Source organism: Polynucleobacter sp. MWH-P3-07-1 (genome assembly GCF_018687555.1).
Taxonomy (GTDB): Bacteria; Pseudomonadota; Gammaproteobacteria; order Burkholderiales; family Burkholderiaceae; genus Polynucleobacter.
The window spans coordinates 193,075-210,577 of record NZ_CP061296.1 but is presented as its reverse complement, the minus strand read 5'-3'; the positions used below and the strand labels follow the sequence as shown (position 1 = coordinate 210,577).

At 47.3% G+C, this 17,503-nt stretch carries 15 protein-coding genes and 1 pseudogene; 7 read left to right on the top strand and 9 right to left on the bottom strand.

The features are described 5' to 3' along the window. Genes mtgA through mpl form a run of 6 tightly spaced genes read right to left on the bottom strand, consistent with a single transcriptional unit; the run spans nt 1 to nt 6,688 of the window. Nucleotides 1-732 carry a monofunctional biosynthetic peptidoglycan transglycosylase gene (gene mtgA / locus ICU98_RS01140; protein ID WP_215352323.1) on the bottom strand — a complete coding sequence of 244 codons (732 nt, stop codon included), beginning with the start codon at nt 730-732 and terminating at the stop codon, nt 1-3. 7 nt (nt 733-739) lie between these two features. Next, nucleotides 740-1,648 (bottom strand): shikimate dehydrogenase, encoded by a 909-nt coding sequence (gene aroE, locus ICU98_RS01135; protein ID WP_215352322.1) that lies wholly within the window; start codon nt 1,646-1,648, stop codon nt 740-742. A gap of 25 nt (nt 1,649-1,673) precedes the next feature. After that, a complete protein-coding gene (locus tag ICU98_RS01130; RefSeq protein WP_251365356.1) occupies nt 1,674-2,552 on the bottom strand; it encodes an energy transducer TonB in 879 nt (292 codons plus the stop codon). Next, nucleotides 2,533-4,521: a ribonuclease catalytic domain-containing protein gene (locus tag ICU98_RS01125; RefSeq protein WP_215352321.1), complete on the bottom strand. Its 1,989-nt coding sequence runs from the start codon at nt 4,519-4,521 to the stop codon at nt 2,533-2,535. The genes ICU98_RS01130 and ICU98_RS01125 overlap by 20 nt, the downstream gene beginning before the upstream one ends. 2 nt (nt 4,522-4,523) lie before the next feature. Then, a complete protein-coding gene (fabG, locus tag ICU98_RS01120; protein WP_215352320.1) occupies nt 4,524-5,258 on the bottom strand; it encodes a 3-oxoacyl-ACP reductase FabG in 735 nt (244 codons plus the stop codon). 41 nt (nt 5,259-5,299) lie between these two features. Further along, entirely contained in the window at nt 5,300-6,688 is a 1,389-nt protein-coding gene (gene mpl / locus ICU98_RS01115; protein ID WP_215352319.1) for a UDP-N-acetylmuramate:L-alanyl-gamma-D-glutamyl-meso-diaminopimelate ligase, read from the bottom strand. A gap of 26 nt (nt 6,689-6,714) precedes the next feature. Here mpl and ICU98_RS01110 point away from each other — a divergent pair, with 26 nt between their 5' ends. From ICU98_RS01110 to ICU98_RS01085, 7 genes and pseudogenes are all read left to right on the top strand, one after another. Continuing rightward, nucleotides 6,715-7,242, top strand: coding sequence for a TlpA disulfide reductase family protein (locus ICU98_RS01110; protein WP_215352318.1), 528 nt, complete (start codon nt 6,715-6,717; stop codon nt 7,240-7,242). Between the two features lie 238 nt (nt 7,243-7,480). Next, entirely contained in the window at nt 7,481-7,930 is a 450-nt protein-coding gene (gene aroQ, locus ICU98_RS01105; protein WP_215336905.1) for a type II 3-dehydroquinate dehydratase, read from the top strand. A 25-nt stretch (nt 7,931-7,955) separates the two neighbouring features. Further along, nucleotides 7,956-8,429 (top strand): acetyl-CoA carboxylase biotin carboxyl carrier protein, encoded by a 474-nt coding sequence (gene accB / locus ICU98_RS01100; protein WP_215352317.1) that lies wholly within the window; start codon nt 7,956-7,958, stop codon nt 8,427-8,429. A 12-nt stretch (nt 8,430-8,441) separates the two neighbouring features. Beyond that, on the top strand, nt 8,442-9,806 hold the full coding sequence (gene accC / locus ICU98_RS01095) for an acetyl-CoA carboxylase biotin carboxylase subunit (RefSeq protein ID WP_215336903.1): 1,365 nt from the start codon (nt 8,442-8,444) through the stop codon (nt 9,804-9,806). 2 nt (nt 9,807-9,808) lie between these two features. Further along, a pseudogene (gene prmA / locus ICU98_RS08890) lies at nt 9,809-10,732 on the top strand (50S ribosomal protein L11 methyltransferase); the annotation flags it as partial. 105 nt (nt 10,733-10,837) lie between these two features. Continuing rightward, complete coding sequence (locus ICU98_RS08885; RefSeq protein ID WP_251365399.1) at nt 10,838-11,332, top strand: DUF3426 domain-containing protein; 495 nt, start codon at nt 10,838-10,840, stop codon at nt 11,330-11,332. A 26-nt stretch (nt 11,333-11,358) separates the two neighbouring features. Further along, entirely contained in the window at nt 11,359-12,318 is a 960-nt protein-coding gene (locus ICU98_RS01085) for a carbohydrate kinase family protein (RefSeq protein WP_215352315.1), read from the top strand. A gap of 192 nt (nt 12,319-12,510) precedes the next feature. Here the strand turns inward: ICU98_RS01085 and ICU98_RS01080 are convergent, their stop codons facing one another. From ICU98_RS01080 to ICU98_RS01070, 3 genes are all read right to left on the bottom strand, one after another. Next, a complete protein-coding gene (locus ICU98_RS01080; protein WP_371818427.1) occupies nt 12,511-12,786 on the bottom strand; it encodes a hypothetical protein in 276 nt (91 codons plus the stop codon). 332 nt (nt 12,787-13,118) lie between these two features. Beyond that, complete coding sequence (locus tag ICU98_RS01075) at nt 13,119-14,303, bottom strand: ribonucleotide-diphosphate reductase subunit beta (RefSeq protein ID WP_215337046.1); 1,185 nt, start codon at nt 14,301-14,303, stop codon at nt 13,119-13,121. 44 nt (nt 14,304-14,347) lie between these two features. Beyond that, nucleotides 14,348-17,329 (bottom strand): ribonucleoside-diphosphate reductase subunit alpha, encoded by a 2,982-nt coding sequence (locus tag ICU98_RS01070; protein ID WP_215352314.1) that lies wholly within the window; start codon nt 17,327-17,329, stop codon nt 14,348-14,350. Nucleotides 17,330-17,503: the final 174 nt, after the last annotated feature.

Here is a 17,503-nt window from a genome sequence, read left to right as displayed (position 1 = left end):
TTAACGAGAGTGACTTTTTGGGTTTGGTGACAATGCAACCCGATCCATATTCTCCAGAATAAATTCTTGGCGAAGGGGGTAATCAATACTGCCCCTACGACAATATTGGCCCTTATCAAAACACTTTGGTGCCGGCAGCGCCGAGGCTAGGGCTGCAGACTCTTCACGAGATAAGGCGGCTGGACTAATCGCAAAATAATGTTGGCTCGCTGCCCCCACGCCAAAGACGCCCTCACCCCACTCGACGGAGTTGAGATAGATCTCAAATAATCTTTGTTTGGGAAGAATGAGTTCTAAATAAGCAGTAATGAGAAGCTCTTGACCTTTACGCAAGTAATCCTGCTCTGAGGACAGAAATAAGTTTTTAGCAAGCTGCTGGGTAATCGTTGAGCCACCTCGTAAGGCTGTCTTAGATTGTCCTTTTCGCTGCTGATTCTTTTCCCAGGCTTTTTCCATATCTTCTACACGGACACCATGGTGCTGAAAAAAGATATCATCTTCACTGACCAGTACAGCACGTTTTAAGTTTGAGGAAATCTGCTGGTAGGGAACCCAATCGGAACGCAATCCGCAAGACCAATGCATGCCACATAAGCGCCAGCGCTCTGCTCTCTCGAAAGCGGTATTGCTAGGATTGAACCAAGACCACAGACTGATCTGCAGAACAAAATAGAGCTGCATGACAATCAAGCCACTGAGCAAGCATTTTGCAAGATAAGCAAACCAACGCATTACTGAATCAAGAACGTAATTGAGCTAAGACTGAACGGGGTTGAATATGGGCACTCACTTCAGGTCCGCGCCAAATCTGGAATGCATCAGCAGCTTGCTCAACCAACATCCCCAAGCCATCACTCACTCGCGCACCCCGCTGCAGGGCCTGCTTCATCAATGGCGTACTCTTGCCGTACACCATGTCATAGGCAAAGCTAGCGGGTGTAAATATATTGGCTGCAGCCTGATCGCTTAGTGGGGATTCATCTGTTAAACCCGCAGCGCTGGCATTGATGACCAGATCAAATGGGGTGTCAGTAATTGCAGCGTTCTCAAGGTCATCTAAAGACCGAACTGATAAAACAACATTCAGCACTTTGGCTGTGCCTGAAAAAAGCTTACTCAAGTCTTGTGCTTTATCAAGCGAGCGATTAGTAATGACTAAAGCTTGTGGCTTTTGATCCAAGAGCGGCCCCAAGACACCGCGTGCAGCACCGCCAGCACCGACTAACAAAATGCGTGCATCCTGCAAACGAATACCCTGAGCCAATAGATCCTTGACCAAACCAGCCCCATCGGTATTGTCCCCATGGATTTTCCCAGACTGAATCCACAAAGTATTTACTGCACCTGCTAACTCAGCTCTTGACGTAAGGATATCTGCAAATGCTGTTGCATCTAGCTTGAAGGGAACGGTGACGTTCATGCCCTTACCACCCGCAGCAAAAAATGCGGTTGCGGTTTGCATAAAACCATTCAAGGGCGCTGCAAGATATCCATAGTGCATTGCTTGCTGAGATTGCTGAGCGAATTGCGCATGAATCTGCGGCGACTTGCTATGGGCAATCGGATTTCCGACTACGGCATACACATCCAGGCCTGGAAAGTGACTGGGGTCGGTGTCTAAATGAATGGGGGTATGGTTCGAGCTCATCTTAACTAGAGGATAAGCGAATTTACTAATGACGCAACTCTAGGCGGTCAGCACCATCCCGAGTAAAGTCAAAGGTAGCAATCCAATCCAAGATATCAATTTGTTTTTGCATCGGCTCTGGGAACACGCCAAACGGAGCCGAGGCTCGCACAATCGCGAGAGCTTGACGATCTAGCTCAGGATTTCCAGAGCTTCGACCAATACTCAGGCCATCCTTTCCTTGGGGGTTATTAATAATTCGCCCCTGAGAATCCACGCTCACGACAATCACGAGGCTGCCATAGAGGGGGTGCCCATTAGCGCGAGGAAAGAAGCTGCTGCCATAGGCCTCTATCTTTTGTCGCATAGCGTCGTAGTAATGGGCAAAGACCACTGACTTAGTACTCGCACTGGTCATGACTTGATGGCGCATCCCTCGCCCCTCAATTTGTAGCCGTTTTGCTAACTCAGCTTCCAAGGAGTTGAACTGGGGAGCAATATGCTGTGCTTCGCCACTTTTTTGACCGCCAGACTGGGATTGTTCGGCCTTTAATTTCGCCAGCATTTGTTTTTGCTGTTTCTCCAATACCTCCAGACGCGCCTCAGCACCCAAGCGCGCTCGATGCAAGGCAGTGGCGTCCCGATCCAAGGTAGAACCGCCGCCCTGTAAATCAACTTGCGCTAATTTGTTTGCCTCTTGAGTTTTCGCATGACTAGTCGAGTTCACCAGAACCACGCTCAATGGGGTATTAAGTCGACGAGCTTGAATTTCTCCCAAACCCCAGCGAAACGATAAAAAGATCAGATGGATGATCAAAGAAACGCAGATTGCTAATCCCAAAGGATGACGGCGCCAAGCTTGCTCAAAAAAGGTCTGGGCTTTGCCCAGATGGAGCCATGTCTGCCTAGGAAGTGCTGGCATCATCCCCACCAATCTCTGGTGCAGACTCAATCTGCAATACCCGAGCACTTGCGCTTAGCTGCAGTAAATCGAGATCCGTAATTTCAACCTCAGCTCTTGTCATACGGGGATGGGTCGCTAACTCAGGAATCGCGATATGCAAAGGTACCGCCTCAAGACGCGACATCCCTTCCTTGAGGTGTCGTACAAAAACGGTTTTAGGTAAAACCTGTTGTTGCAACCAGCGTAGACACCAATATTTTTCTAGGCGATCCTGAAACTCACCATAAGCTTGATAGCAGGTCTCAAAATCCGCAGCGATTCCCATCAAGCTGGCATCCTTTGGAGAAAAAGGTGCCACCATTTTGGCGGTAACACCATGCTTAGCCAAGGCAATCAATTGCCATTGATTCACTAAATCGGTATAGCGGCGCAATGGCGACGTAGACCAGGCGTAGTAATCCAAACCTAAACCCTCATGAGGGCCTGGCGTCGTTTGCATCCGAGTGCGCAATGGGCCCCAACCTTTTTGGGTTCGAAATAAACCGGGTAAGCCGTGCTCTGATAGCAAATGTCCTGCTCTGCTATTACAAAAGATCATCCACTCAGCAACAATCGTATCCAATATTGAACCGCGCTGACGTGGCACAATTTCAACGCACTGTTCACCAGCGCGCTCCTGAATCTCAAAATAGAAATCTCTTGCAAGCGCATTAGGATCGATGAAGCCCAATTGTTCAGCCCGCAGACCGTTTGCCACGCGCCGCTCTTGGCGTGCAGCATGCAAATGTTGGGCGCCCTTCCACAAGATTGCTAACTCCTCTTGAAATGGGAATGCCCCATTTTGCGCGAGCGCTTCTTCGGTCACTAAATGCTCGAGATCTTCAAGGCGCAAATTAGCAACAATCGGGACACGCTCAGCAAGAATCTCGAGAGTCCCCTGCTGGATTACACCATCTACATCCAGGTCTACATACATTGAGAGTGCGGCACGCTCCCCACCCTCATCCAGCGAAAATTGTGCAATGACGGAATCAGGCAACATCGTCATCTTGTCACCGGGAAAATAGACTGTCGACATACGATGACGTGCTACCAAATCAATTGGGTCATCCTTTGCAATTACCAATCCAGGAGCTGCGATATGAATGCCGATGCGGTGACCACCACCCTCTAATGGTGTGACCGATAGAGCATCATCAATCTCTGTAGTGCCAGAGTCATCAATAGAAAATGCTTTGACCTGCGCCACCGGCAACTCAGCAAAAGCAAGGTCACAAAGGGCTTGGTCAATGATCGTTTGCTCATGATGCTCAGCGCCATGCGGGAAATGGGTCTTGAGAAACATTTCTTGATGAAAGGCCAGCGGAGAGTCGATAGCGCCACAACGAATCATCAATTGAGCTGCAGACTCACCAGTCTCTACACATGCAGCTTGCAGTGCCTTGTAGGCATTGGTGTTTTTATCAGGATTGAATAACAACTGCTTCGCGATAGAACGCAAAGTTTCCGGAAATTGGCCTGCAATCAAATCCTGTTGCCAAACTTGTTGCTGCTCTAATTCTTTTTTCTTGCGTTCAATCGCTGCCAACCCTGCCTGTAATTGCTCTAAGGGGGCTCGCTGAAAACGTCCGCGCCCCTTGCGCCGAAAAAATACGGGAGCACCTTGCAATGCGAGACCGAGAGCCACTTGTTGCGCAATACTAGCTTGATTACCAAAATACTCTTGCGCAACATCAACTAAACCAAATTCCTCATCAGGAGCGCAGTCCCACAATAATTGCAAATCAATACTGGCCGACAAATCATTGGCCTCACTCATGACAGTATGCGCATCCACATTTTCAAAGCGTAACCAAACCTCTTTCGCCTTGAGTTTGATTTTTTTGCCTGAGAGCGTTGTAGCTTGCCACGATTCTGTATCTCCTGAACCGCTGGCAGATTGAGTGGTAGCAATCTTGAGATCGCCACCCTCTTCGAATAAAAGATGCATGTTTAAAGGGAGATTCCGCCGCTGGCTTCGAGTGCAACGCCATTGACATAACTTGCTTCATCACTAGCTAAGAATAAATACACATTAGCCATTTCTTCTGGAGTGCCCAAACGACCAAGCCAACTCCGTTTTTCAATATCTTGGAGAATATTTTCTGGCATTGCTTTCACCATCTCCGTCGAAATAAAACCAGGGCAGACCGCATTCACTCGTACGCCCTTAGCCCCAAGTTCGCGAGCCCAAGTCTTAGTGAATCCAATGACGCCGAACTTCGTCGCCGAATAATTGGTTTGTCCAAAATTTCCGTAGATGCCAACCACACTCGATGCATTGACAACAGCGCCTTTGCCTTTTTCTAGCATGTACGGTACGACAAGTTGAGTGCAATTAAAAACACCCTTCAGATTGACATCAATGACGGCATCGAACTGAGCCTCGGTCATTTTGACGAGTCTGGCGTCCTGTGTAATACCGGCGTTATTGATCAAAATATCGATCTTTCCATGACGCTCCAGAATTTGATCTAACGCTGACTGAATGCTGGCACGATCAGTGACATTCACTACATAAGGCTCTGCATTGGGTATTTGGGCAGCCGCAGACTTGACAGCTTCGAGGCTGACATCGGCAATCATTACTTTTGCGCCCTCTTCGGCAAAGCGCTTGGCAGTTGCAAAGCCAATACCTTTAGCGGCACCAGTAATGATGGCAACCTTATCTTTCAGTCTTTCGCTCATTTAGATTTTCTTTTCTTTACTAAAGACTTCCTTGAATGCATTCATAGTGCTTGCAAAATCATTTGGTGCACGCCGCCAAAGCCACCGTTGCTCATCACTAAAATATGATCCCCCGGCTTTGCTTCTTTGGTGATTGCTTTGACCAAAACATTTAAGTCATCATGCGCCTGAGCCCTAGCCGATCGTTGATTCAAGGGCGACAAGACTGCTGCTAAATCCCAGCCCAAACTCTCTTTACCGGATTTGGCGCCATAGGCAAAAATAAAATCGGCTTTGTCCAAGCTGGCAGGGAGTTGTGCTTTCATCACGCCAAGCTTCATGGTGTTAGAACGAGGTTCAAGTACAGCCAAAATTCTGGCATTACCCACTCTGCGACGCAGACCATCTAAGGTGGTGGCGATGGCTGTGGGATGGTGTGCAAAATCGTCATAGACGGTGATCTCATTTACCATGCCAATCGTTTCTAAACGACGCTTCACATTCCTAAATTCACTCAAGGCGTTTGCAGCGTCTTCAGGACGAATGCCAATGTGATTTGCAGCCGCAATCGCTGCTAAGGCATTGAGTTGGTTATGGCGCCCCATTACTCCAGAATCTATTGCCCATCTCACCGTGGCCACCTCTTTCCCAGAATGTAGGACAGTGAAATCGTCTCCTGGCAAGGAAATCAGCCCCCACGTATTTTGTGACTCTTGACCAAATGTCTCTACTGGAGCCCAAGCTCCTCGAGTAATGACACGCTCTAATGCAGGCTCTTCGCCATTAACAACGACCAAACCGTTACTAGGCACTGTTCTCACCAAATGATGAAATTGAGCTTCAATCGCTGCCAGATCAGAAAAAATATCGGCGTGATCAAATTCCAAATTATTCAGAATTGCAGTACGGGGTCGATAGTGAACAAACTTACTGCGTTTATCAAAAAAGGCAGTGTCGTATTCATCGGCTTCGATTACAAAATATGGACTCTCGCCTAAGCGTGCAGATACCGTAAAGTTGAGAGGCACCCCACCAATTAAGTAGCCTGGTTTGTAATTGTTGTATTCCAAAATCCATGTGAGCATAGCGGAGGTGGTCGTTTTTCCATGCGTACCCGCAACTGCTAAAACATGACGACCAAATAAAACTTGCTCGCCCAACCACTGTGGGCCTGAGATATAAGGCAGGCCTTGATTGAGGATAGCCTCCATCAACGGATTCCCACGAGAAACCACATTACCAATCACGAATAGATCGGGCATGGTTTCAAACTGAGATAATTGTTCTGGGGAATATCCTTCTATCAATTCAATACCCTGGGCTTCAAGCTGGGTACTCATTGGTGGATAGACGTTTGCATCACATCCCGTTACACGATGGCCTGCCTGCCTGGCGATAGCAGCAATGCCGCCCATAAAGGTGCCGCAAATGCCTAAGATATGAATATGCATGAAGGAATTTTAGCTAAGGACTAGTAATGAATCGCAGACAATGGCTCATCATCATCGCAATCGGTTTTTTTTCCCTCCTTGCTGGGGTCTTCAGCTCGCGCTGGATGAACCAATCCCAGCTAGCGAGTGAGGTCGCTATTCAGCATTTTCTGAGCCATGAATGGCAAGATCCCGATGGCAAGCCAACTAACAGCGCTGATTGGCAAGGCAAACTCTTGGTGGTGAACTTTTGGGCATCTTGGTGCCCTCCCTGCGTCGAAGAAATGCCTGCTTTAAGCCGTCTTCAAACTGAGTTTAAGCAACAAAATGTCGTATTTGTCGGCATTGGCATCGATTCACCCTCTAATATTCGCGAATTCCTTAAAAAGACTCCAGTTACTTATTCGATAGTGATTGGGGGAATAGATGGCAGCAATATCAGCAAAGAGATGGGCAATACTCAAGGAGCTCTTCCCTTTACGGTTATCATTAACCCTCAAGGGAAAGCGGTTAGTAGTAAATTAGGAAAAATAAGCGAAGATGAGCTAAAAAGCATCATAAAAGCTAATTTATAGAAGATCTTAGACAAATTTACTGAGATTCATTCATCAGATATTGATGGCATTTTGCCTACTTTTTAAGCAAAATTCCTTTCATATTAGGGTGATTCATCGTTAAAAGATTGGTTTTTAAACCTCCTGAAAGGGTATACTGAGCTGGAACTGGACGGCCTCAAAAACCCCTTAAATCAGCCTTTTTAGCCAAAAGCCAAATTCATCAACTGATCTCAAAAGCGCTTAAAAACACCTATCTATGTCAAAAAATCCTTCAATTCTGGTAGTTCAAGGTCCTAATCTCAATCTACTAGGTAGTCGTGAGCCCGAGGTTTATGGCAAAACTACCTTGGAAGATATCCACCGAAAGCTGGAGCAATTGGCTAAAAGCCATGCTGTGAGCTTAGATACCTTTCAAAGTAACCATGAAGGCGAGCTAATTGATCGCATTCAGAAAGCCAAACAGGATGGAGTAGATTTCATCATCATTAACCCGGGCGCGTTTACCCATACGAGCGTTGCCCTGCGGGATGTCCTGGCGGGTGTAGCCATTCCCTTTATTGAAGTTCATCTCTCCAATATTCACCAGCGAGAAGAATTCCGGAAACATTCTTATTTATCCGATATTGCTATCGGAGTGATTTGCGGTCTTGGTGCACTGGGTTATGAATTAGCAATGACAGCGGCAATTGCCCGCGTACAAAAATAACTGTTGATAGAAAAAGGGTTAAACCATGGATCTTAGAAAACTCAAAACCTTGATCGATCTTGTTGCTGAATCCGGCATCTCAGAATTAGAAGTGAACGAAGGCGAAGATCGCGTTCGCATTGTGAACGCTGGAACATCAAATACTGGTGGTGGGCAAGTGGTTTATGCCAACCCCACACCGATGCAAGTGATGCATTCTGCCCCTGCTCCCGTCGCCTCCACAGCTAGCGCACCAGTAGCTACTGAAAGTCCTGTTGTAGAAACTGGATTCACAGTGCACTCGCCGATGGTCGGCACTTTCTACAGGGCACCCAATCCCGAGTCTCCAGATTTTGTAAAAGTAGGTGATACCGTCGCGGTAGGTCAAACACTGTGCATCATCGAAGCTATGAAATTACTCAATGAGATTGAGGCTGAAAAAGCGGGCGTCATTAAACAAATTCTGTGTGAAAACGGTCAGGGTGTTGAATTCGATCAACCGCTCTTCGTCATCGCTTAACTTTAGGTCGCCATGTTCGATAAGATTCTGATTGCTAATCGGGGCGAAATCGCTCTGCGGATTCAACGCGCTTGCCGAGAATTGGGTATTAAAACAGTTGTGGTCTATTCCACTGCCGACAAAGAGGCAAAGTACGTCAAGTTAGCCGATGAGGCGGTTTGTATTGGGCCGCCACCCTCACCCTTAAGTTACCTCAATATGCCAGCCATTATTTCTGCTGCAGAAGTCACTGATGCTGAGGCAATTCATCCTGGGTACGGTTTTCTTTCCGAGAATGCTGACTTTGCAGAGCGTGTTGAGAAATCTGGTTTTGCTTTCATCGGACCCAAGGCGGAGTCCATTCGCCTCATGGGCGATAAAGTCTCTGCCAAACGGGCCATGATCAAAGCAGGCGTCCCCTGTGTACCTGGTTCAGAAGGCGCCCTACCCGATGATCCTAAAGAAATCATTGCAACAGCAAAACGGGTTGGTTACCCAGTGATTATTAAAGCAGCTGGCGGTGGTGGTGGACGCGGCATGCGTGTGGTACATACTGAAGCGGCCCTGATTAATGCCGTCAATATGACGCGTGAAGAAGCGGGCAGGGCCTTTGGCAATCCAGAGGTTTACATGGAAAAGTTTTTAGAGAAGCCACGCCATGTTGAGATTCAGATACTCGCTGATACCCATGGTAATGCCATCTGGTTAGGCGAACGCGATTGCTCGATGCAACGCCGTCACCAAAAAGTGATTGAGGAAGCACCAGCTCCTGGAATTGATCGTCGCTTGATTGCCAAGATCGGCGAGCGTTGTGCCGAGGCCTGCAGAAAAATTGGCTATCGTGGTGCCGGCACCTTTGAGTTCCTCTATGAAGATGGTGAATTTTTCTTCATTGAAATGAACACCCGTGTACAGGTTGAGCATCCTGTTACCGAAATGATTACGGGTGTAGATATTGTGCAAGAGCAAATTCGAATTGCAGCTGGTCTGAAGTTGGCCTACCGTCAAAAAGATATTGTCTTTCGTGGACATGCTATCGAGTGCCGCCTCAATGCCGAAGACCCTTTCAAGTTCACTCCCAGTCCTGGCCGGATTCAGTCTTGGCATATGCCAGGAGGACCCGGTATTCGGGTTGACTCTCATGCTTACAGCGGCTATGTAGTGCCATCAAACTATGACTCGATGATCGGCAAACTGATTTCCTACGGCAATACTCGCGAGCAAGCAATTCGTCGCATGCAAATCGCTCTCTCAGAAATGGTGATTGATGGCATCACAACCAATGTCCCGCTGCATCGCGAGTTGATGCTTGATCCGAACTTCATCGAGGGTGGAACCAGCATTCATTACCTAGAGCACCGCCTAGAAGAGCAAGCAGCCAGTCGCGGTAAAACCTAAAGATGGCCTATCGTGAACTGATTTTTACGGTCGTTGCTGAAATTGCAGAACCCCTAGGGGATGCACTGCTCGAACTCGGAGCCCTCTCTGTCACCGTAGAAGATGACGCAGCAGGTGGCTATGATGAAAACCCGCTGTATGGTGAGCCAGGTTTATCTCCCGAGGTTCAAGCTTGGGATCGCTCATCCGTCACAGCGCTCTTCAATCCTGAAATGGATCAATCCGATGCACCGGATTTCATCAGCAACTTGTTGGCAGCTCTAAAGGATCTGGGTTTTGAGATTCCCGCTCCAGAAGAAAAGCGTGTTGAAGAACAAGATTGGGTGCGGCTGACACAAAGTCAATTTGCACCAATTCAGATCGGTAAACGCATCTGGGTAGTTCCCTCTTGGCATGAGACGCCGTCGAACGATCCTCAAGCGATTTGTCTTGCAGTAGACCCGGGGTTAGCGTTTGGCACTGGTAGTCACCCCACCACCCACCTCTGTTTGCTCTGGCTAGAGCAACATACTCAATTGCGTAATCAAACCTTGCTCGATTACGGGTGTGGCTCAGGCATATTGGCAATCGCGGCTGCAAAACTTGGGTGCACTGCCGTCGTTGGAACTGATATTGATCCACAAGCGATCGTCGCCGCTCAAAGCAACGCCCAAATCAATCAGGTCGATATTCAATTTGTTCTTCCGAATGAGGGAGCGGTTGAACTTGCACCTGAGGCTAAATACGACATTGTGATGGCGAACATCCTTGCTAACCCTCTTCAAGTTTTAGCACCAGCTTTGGTCAACAAAATCCGCCCGGACGGCCAAATTGTGTTGTCTGGTGTCTTGGCGCGCCAAGCAGATGAGGTCATAGCGACCTATCGCCAATGGCTAGAGCTATCGGTCTGGAAAGAAAGTGATGGATGGGTTTGTTTGCAGGGAACCCTACCAAGCAAATCCCAGGGTCATTTTTTAGTCGGGCTCAAAAAAAAAGTTAGGCCAGTCTTGTTAGTCTTGTTTTTGATTCTGACTCTCTTGTTTGGCGAGCATATGTTTAGACAAACCCTACTCCCAGCATTAGCACCAATCTCAGATAACAATGCAAATACGTTTTCACACCGTGCTTTTTTTGTGCTGCAACAAATTGATCGCAAGTTATGTAGCGCCTTAGGCTGCATAGATCGCCCTGTAAGCGATTTTTCAGCATGGAAGATCAACTCGGCTAGTCTTGCACTCGATCACGCTCAAGAGGTGCTTAAAAATCCTTCTAAGCAATCTATTTTGAAAGTTGACATCAACAATCGCATTGGAATTGCTGTTTTATGGCCCAATTTAGAAATTTCTTTGACAGATCCCGAGGAAACCGTAATTCAAACGATTGAATTTTCTCCTTCCGAATGGATCCCTGCTCAGTTTCAAGAACTTCATCCCAACTTTTTGCGCACTGGCGCACCTGCTTTAGAAAATATTCATACTGAACTAGTAATTACCCTGCCTAATCAAGTGGCGGGCTACCGTGTTCGACTGTTTTATCCTTCTCACTAATTTTTTCTCTTAAACGGAATCTTTTTATGGCCAGCTTAATTTGCGGTTCAGTCGCTTACGACACCATCATGAATTTTGAAGGCAAATTTGCTGATCAAATTCTTCCTGAGCAAATTCATATTCTCAATGTGGCCTTTCTAGTACCCACTATGCGTCGAGAATTCGGGGGCTGTGCAGGCAATATTGCCTATAACCTGCATCTCCTCGGCGGGGATCCCATCATCATGGCAACAGTCGGTGGTGATGCTGATCCTTACCTACATCATCTTCAAGCACTCCAGATTGATGCCACCCATATTCGCCAGATCAACGATGCTTTTACTGCGCAAGCAATGATCACGACCGATCAATCCAATAATCAAATTACGGCCTTTCATCCTGGCGCCATGAATGAATCGCACCTCAATTTAGTCTCTAGAGTGGTTGACGAACGCACCCAAAGCAAAAAGGGGCAAGCCAAAATCGGTATTGTGGCTCCAGATGGTCGTCAAGGCATGTGGGAACACTGTCATCAGTTGGCTAACGCAGAAATCCCATTCATCTTTGATCCGGGACAGGGTTTGCCCATGTTTAATGGCCCTGAATTATTAGAATTGATCGATTTGGCTAGCTACCTGGCAGTCAATGACTACGAAGGTGAAATGCTTGCCAAAAGAACCGGGATGAGTCTAGACAAAATTGCTGAGCGGGTGAAGGCGCTGATTGTGACCAAGGGTGCCGAGGGTGCTGAAGTTTATTCAGGCAGCAAAAAGATTGCTATTCCTCCAGTACCCGCCGCCAAAGTTGTTGACCCCACCGGCTGTGGCGACGCATTCAGAGGCGGTCTCCTCTATGGCCTCGAAAATGGCATGGACTGGGAAACCACTGGCCGACTGGCTAGCCTAATGGGCTCCATCAAAATTACCCACCAAGGACCGCAAAACCACAAACCCTCCAAAGATGAGATTAGCGCTCAGTTCAAAACCGCTTTTGGCTTTCACTTCTAATGCGTTTGGGCAATAAAAAAGGGGCCTCATAAGAGACCCCTTGGAACTTCACACACCTACAAGCCGAGGCTTATGGACGTGTGCCAGTTGGGAAGGGCCAAGCAGCAGCAGGATTCAACGGAGTTGAAGCTGCAGCTTTTTTGGCAGCAGGCTTTTTAACAGAGCCCGCTTTTTTCTTCGCAGCAGGCTTACTTACTTTTTTTTTGCAGCTGGTTTACGCTTCTTAGCAGCTACTTTCTTAGCAGCAGGCTTCTTAGCAGCAACCTTCTTCTTAGCAGCTGGACGCTTCTTAGCAGCTACTTTTTTAGCAGCAGGCTTCTTAGCAGCTACTTTCTTCTTAGCAGCTGGACGCTTCTTAGCAGCTACTTTTTTAGCTGCTGGACGCTTCTTAGCAGCTGGACGCTTCTTAGCTGCAACTTTCTTGGCAGCTGGTTTCTTTGCAGCGGTTTTTTTCTTGGCGATTGCCATAATATTGCTCCTTCACGTGAGGATTAGTACAAACTACCGTTTAAGAAGACCCGACCACTCCATTCCATAAGGCCTTGCGGCATTAAAGAGTTGGCGAGCGAGCCATTCATCGGCGCGCGGCTTGATGCTTTGTACTGCACGCTAATGAATCTTGGAAAAAAAGCCGCGGCCCCAAAGGGCAACGGCTTTTTAAATGTGGTGAAAAAAATAGGGAGAGTAGCCCAGACACCCTTGAGCAAGGGTTTTCGGAATTTCGCCTGGTTTAACTGACTCTGAATACTATCCAACCGTCTAATCTCCTATTTAGCCGGATGTGCACTATTACTGACTAACTACTCCCAACTTAGCGCACCACCGGTTTGATACTCAATAACGCGTGTCTCAAAAAAGTTTCGTTCTTTCTTCAGATCTATCATTTCTGACATCCATGGGAATGGATTCTCTTCATTTGGGAACATTGCGTCAAGTCCTATTTGCAAACATCTGCGATTACAGATGTATCTTAGGTAACCTTTGAACATTGGCGCGTTCAATCCGAGCACTCCGCGAGGCATCGTATCCTCTGCATATCGATACTCTAATTCGACTGCTTTTTCAAAGATGGATTTGATCTCGTCTTTGAATGCAGAAGTCCATAACTGTGGGTTCTCCAGCTTGATTTGGTTAATTAAATCAATCCCAAAATTGCAGTGCATCGACTCATCGCGCAAGATGTATTGATACTGCTCAGCAGCACCCGTCATTTTGTTTTGGCGACCCATTGCAAGTATTTGCGTAAAACCAACATAAAAGAACAAACCTTCCATTACGCAAGCAAAAACAATCAGTGAACGAAGTAGTTTTTGATCATTTTCTAATGTGCCAGTCTGAAAATTCGGGTCAGTTAAGACATCAATAAATGGGATTAAGAATTGATCTTTAGCGCGAATAGATTCAATTTCGTTGTACGCATTGAAGATTTCAGCCTGATCTAGACCCAAAGATTCCACAATATATTGGTACGCATGGGTATGAATTGCCTCTTCAAAAGCTTGGCGCAAGAGGTACTGGCGGCATTCTGGAGCCGTAATGTGACGATAAGTACCCAAAACAATGTTGTTCGCAGCCAAAGAGTCGGCTGTTGTAAAGAAACCGAGATTGCGTTTAATAATGCGACGCTCATCTTCTGTCAGGCCATTAGGATCTTTCCAAAGCGCGATGTCGCGGTTCATATTGATCTCTTGTGGCATCCAGTGGTTTGCACAACCCGCCAAATACTTTTCCCAAGCCCACTTATATTTAAATGGAACCAACTGATTAACGTCAGTCTTGGCATTAATCACGCGCTTATCGGCAGCATTGACGCGCAATGCTGCGCCGCCTGCCGCAGGGGCAGATTGCACTGGTGCTGGCGCAACTTGCTGCGGTGCGATAGCAACTTGGTCTGGCTGTGGGCGCTGTACTTCAGCAACTACAGGCTGCGGTGCAAGTCCGGTTCTTGCCAGGGCTGGCGCAACTTCTTCTTCCCAATTCAACATCATGCTCTCCTTAATTCTTTCTTGTCAGTCAATCAGCAAATGGCTTATTGACATGCTTCACATTCTTCGAAACCAGCGTCGCCTGGACGCATTGTGCAAACTGGACCGTCCGCCTCTACTGCACCAGCAGCACTTGCTGCAGCTGCATCGGTACCATTTACGCCACCACCACTAGAAACTGAGTTGAGTTGGCCACTAGCAACAGTGGATTTCTCAACGTGGGTTGCAGCCATTGTGCGGAGGTAATAGGTTGTCTTCAAACCGCGTAACCATGCCAACTTGTAAGTGTCGTCTAATTTCTTGCCGGATGCACCAGCCATGTAAATATTCAAAGACTGGGCTTGGTCAATCCATTTCTGACGGCGGGAAGCGGCTTCAACTAACCAGCCTGGCTCCACTTCAAAAGCAGTTGCGTACAAATCACGTAAATCTTGTGGAATACGATCGATTTTGGACAAGGTGCCATCGAAATACTTCAGATCGGCAATCATGACCTCATCCCATAGTCCGCGATCTTTCAAATCACGCACTAAGTACTCATTTACAACCGTAAATTCACCAGAAAGATTCGATTTAACGAATAGATTCTGGAAAGTTGGCTCGATACAAGCAGAAACGCCGATGATGTTTGAGATCGTTGCGGTTGGAGCAATCGCTACACAGTTGGAGTTACGCATGCCATGCTGCTTGATTCGGCTACGCAAGCTATCCCAATTCATCTGTGAGGAGCCATCAACCTCAACATAGCCACCACGCTCTTGTGCTAACAAAGCTACCGAGTCTTGTGGGAGGATGCCGCGATCCCACAATGAGCCTTTGTAGGTGCTGTAGGTGCCGCGCTCTTCAGCCAGCTCGCTAGATGCTAAGTAAGCGTAATAGCAAATCGCTTCCATTGAAGAATCCGCGAACTTGACTGCTTCGTCGCTAGCGTAAGGAATACGCTGCATATGCAAGCAATCCTGGAAGCCCATAATGCCCAAACCAACTGGACGATGCTTAAGATTGGAATTGCGTGCTTTAGCTACTGCGTAATAGTTGATATCGATCACGTTATCCAACATGCGCATTGCAGTGCGGATCGTCTTGTGCAACTTCTCGTGATCCAAAATCATCTTGCCTGATGCATCTGTGGTCATGTGCGCAGTTAAGTTCACTGAGCCTAAGTTACAAACTGCGATTTCAGACTCATTGGTATTGAGAGTGATCTCAGTACACAGATTAGATGAGTGCACCACACCAATATGCTGCTGTGGGCTACGGATGTTGCAAGGATCTTTGAAAGTAATCCAAGGATGGCCGGTCTCAAACAACATACCGAGCATCTTGCGCCATAACTGCTGCGCCGGAATTCTGCGGAAAGGTTTGATCTCGCCAGCATCGGCTTTCTTTTCATAGGCAACATATGCCTCTTCAAACGCTTTGCCATACTTGTCATGCAAATCTGGCGTGTTGGATGGGGAGAACAAAGTCCAGTCACCATTTTCCATAACGCGCTTCATGAACAAATCTGGAATCCAGTTTGAGGTATTCATATCATGAGTACGACGACGATCATCGCCAGTGTTCTTACGCAACTCTAAGAACTCTTCAATATCCAAGTGCCATGTTTCGAGGTAGGCACACACTGCGCCCTTACGCTTGCCACCTTGGTTAACCGCAACTGCTGTGTCGTTCACCACCTTGAGGAATGGCACAACACCTTGTGATTTACCGTTGGTACCTTTAATGTGGCTACCGAGCGCACGAACGTTAGTCCAGTCGTTGCCAAGACCGCCAGCAAACTTCGACAGTAAGGCGTTCTCTTTCAAAGCCTCATAGATGCCATCCAAATCATCATCCACTGTAGTCAGGTAGCAGCTTGAAAGCTGAGGACGAGTGGTAGCTGAGTTAAACAAAGTTGGTGTGCTGGACATGAAATCAAATGTAGACAAGATTTCATAGAACTCAATTGCACGACGCTCACGGTCCATTTCATTCAAAGCCAGACCCATAGCAACCCGCATGAAGAAGGCTTGTGGCATTTCAATGCGACGATCTTCGATATGTAAGAAGTAGCGGTCATACAAAGTTTGCAAGCCAAGGTAGTTAAATTGCAAATCGCGATTTGCATTCAAAGCGGCAGCCAGTCTTGGTAAATCGTATTCACGCATGCGCGGATCTAACAATTCAGCAGCAATACCTTCGTTGATGTACTTAGCGAAGTAAGTGCTGTATTCAGCTTGCATATCACCTTGCAACACTTCACGACCCAAAATTTCTTTACGAATCACGTGCATCAGAATGCGCGCTGTCACTTGACTATAGGCTGGATCTTTTTCGATCAAAGTGCGTGAGGCCAAGATCGCAGAGTCGTACACCTGCGCCATTGGCACACCGTCATACAGATTTTTGATGGTTTCAGTAATGATGGGTGTGGCATCAATGTGATTGCCAAGGCCTTCGCAAGCAGCTTCAATGACGGTGCGCAAAGCAGCCATATCCAACCACTTCTCTTGGCCGTTATCGGTCACCTTAATACCCGACTCACCTGCCTGGGTAGCTGCCTGAGCTTCTTGTGAAACGCCTTGTTGGGCTGCGCGCTCTTGATTGCGCTTTTCACGGTAAAGCACATAAGCGCGGGCCACATTGTGCTCGCCACTGCGCATCAATGCCAATTCCACTTGATCTTGGATATCTTCAATGTGGAAAGTGCCACCATTTGGACGGCTCCGCAATAACGCGCGGACAACTGCGTGGGTTAATTGCTCAACTTGTTCACGCACACGAGCAGAAGCAGCGCCTTGACCACCATTGACCGCCAAGAAGGCTTTGGTAACGGCAATGGCAATCTTTGATGGCTCGAAAGCCACTACAGAACCGTTACGACGAATGATTTTGTAGTCCGAAAGCTGGGTTGCTTGGGTCCCACCTACCCCGCCGGCCACAAAGCCAGCGGAAGGCGTCTGACTTACTGAACTACCAGGGTTCGAGCCCTGATTGGCTACCCCAGCTTGTTGGTCAGCGGTTTGTGGATTGGCGTATGTCATGTTTTTCCTACTTATATATAGTGATCGGGTAAAAAGTCTTTAAATACAAAGGGCTATTGTCTACAGAAAACACTACATCTAGTGTTTTTTTATTCATTTGATACTAAGTATAGGGAAATATTTCCAGTTTAGTAAGACTTTTATTACAAATTTGCGTAAGTATTTTCACTAGTC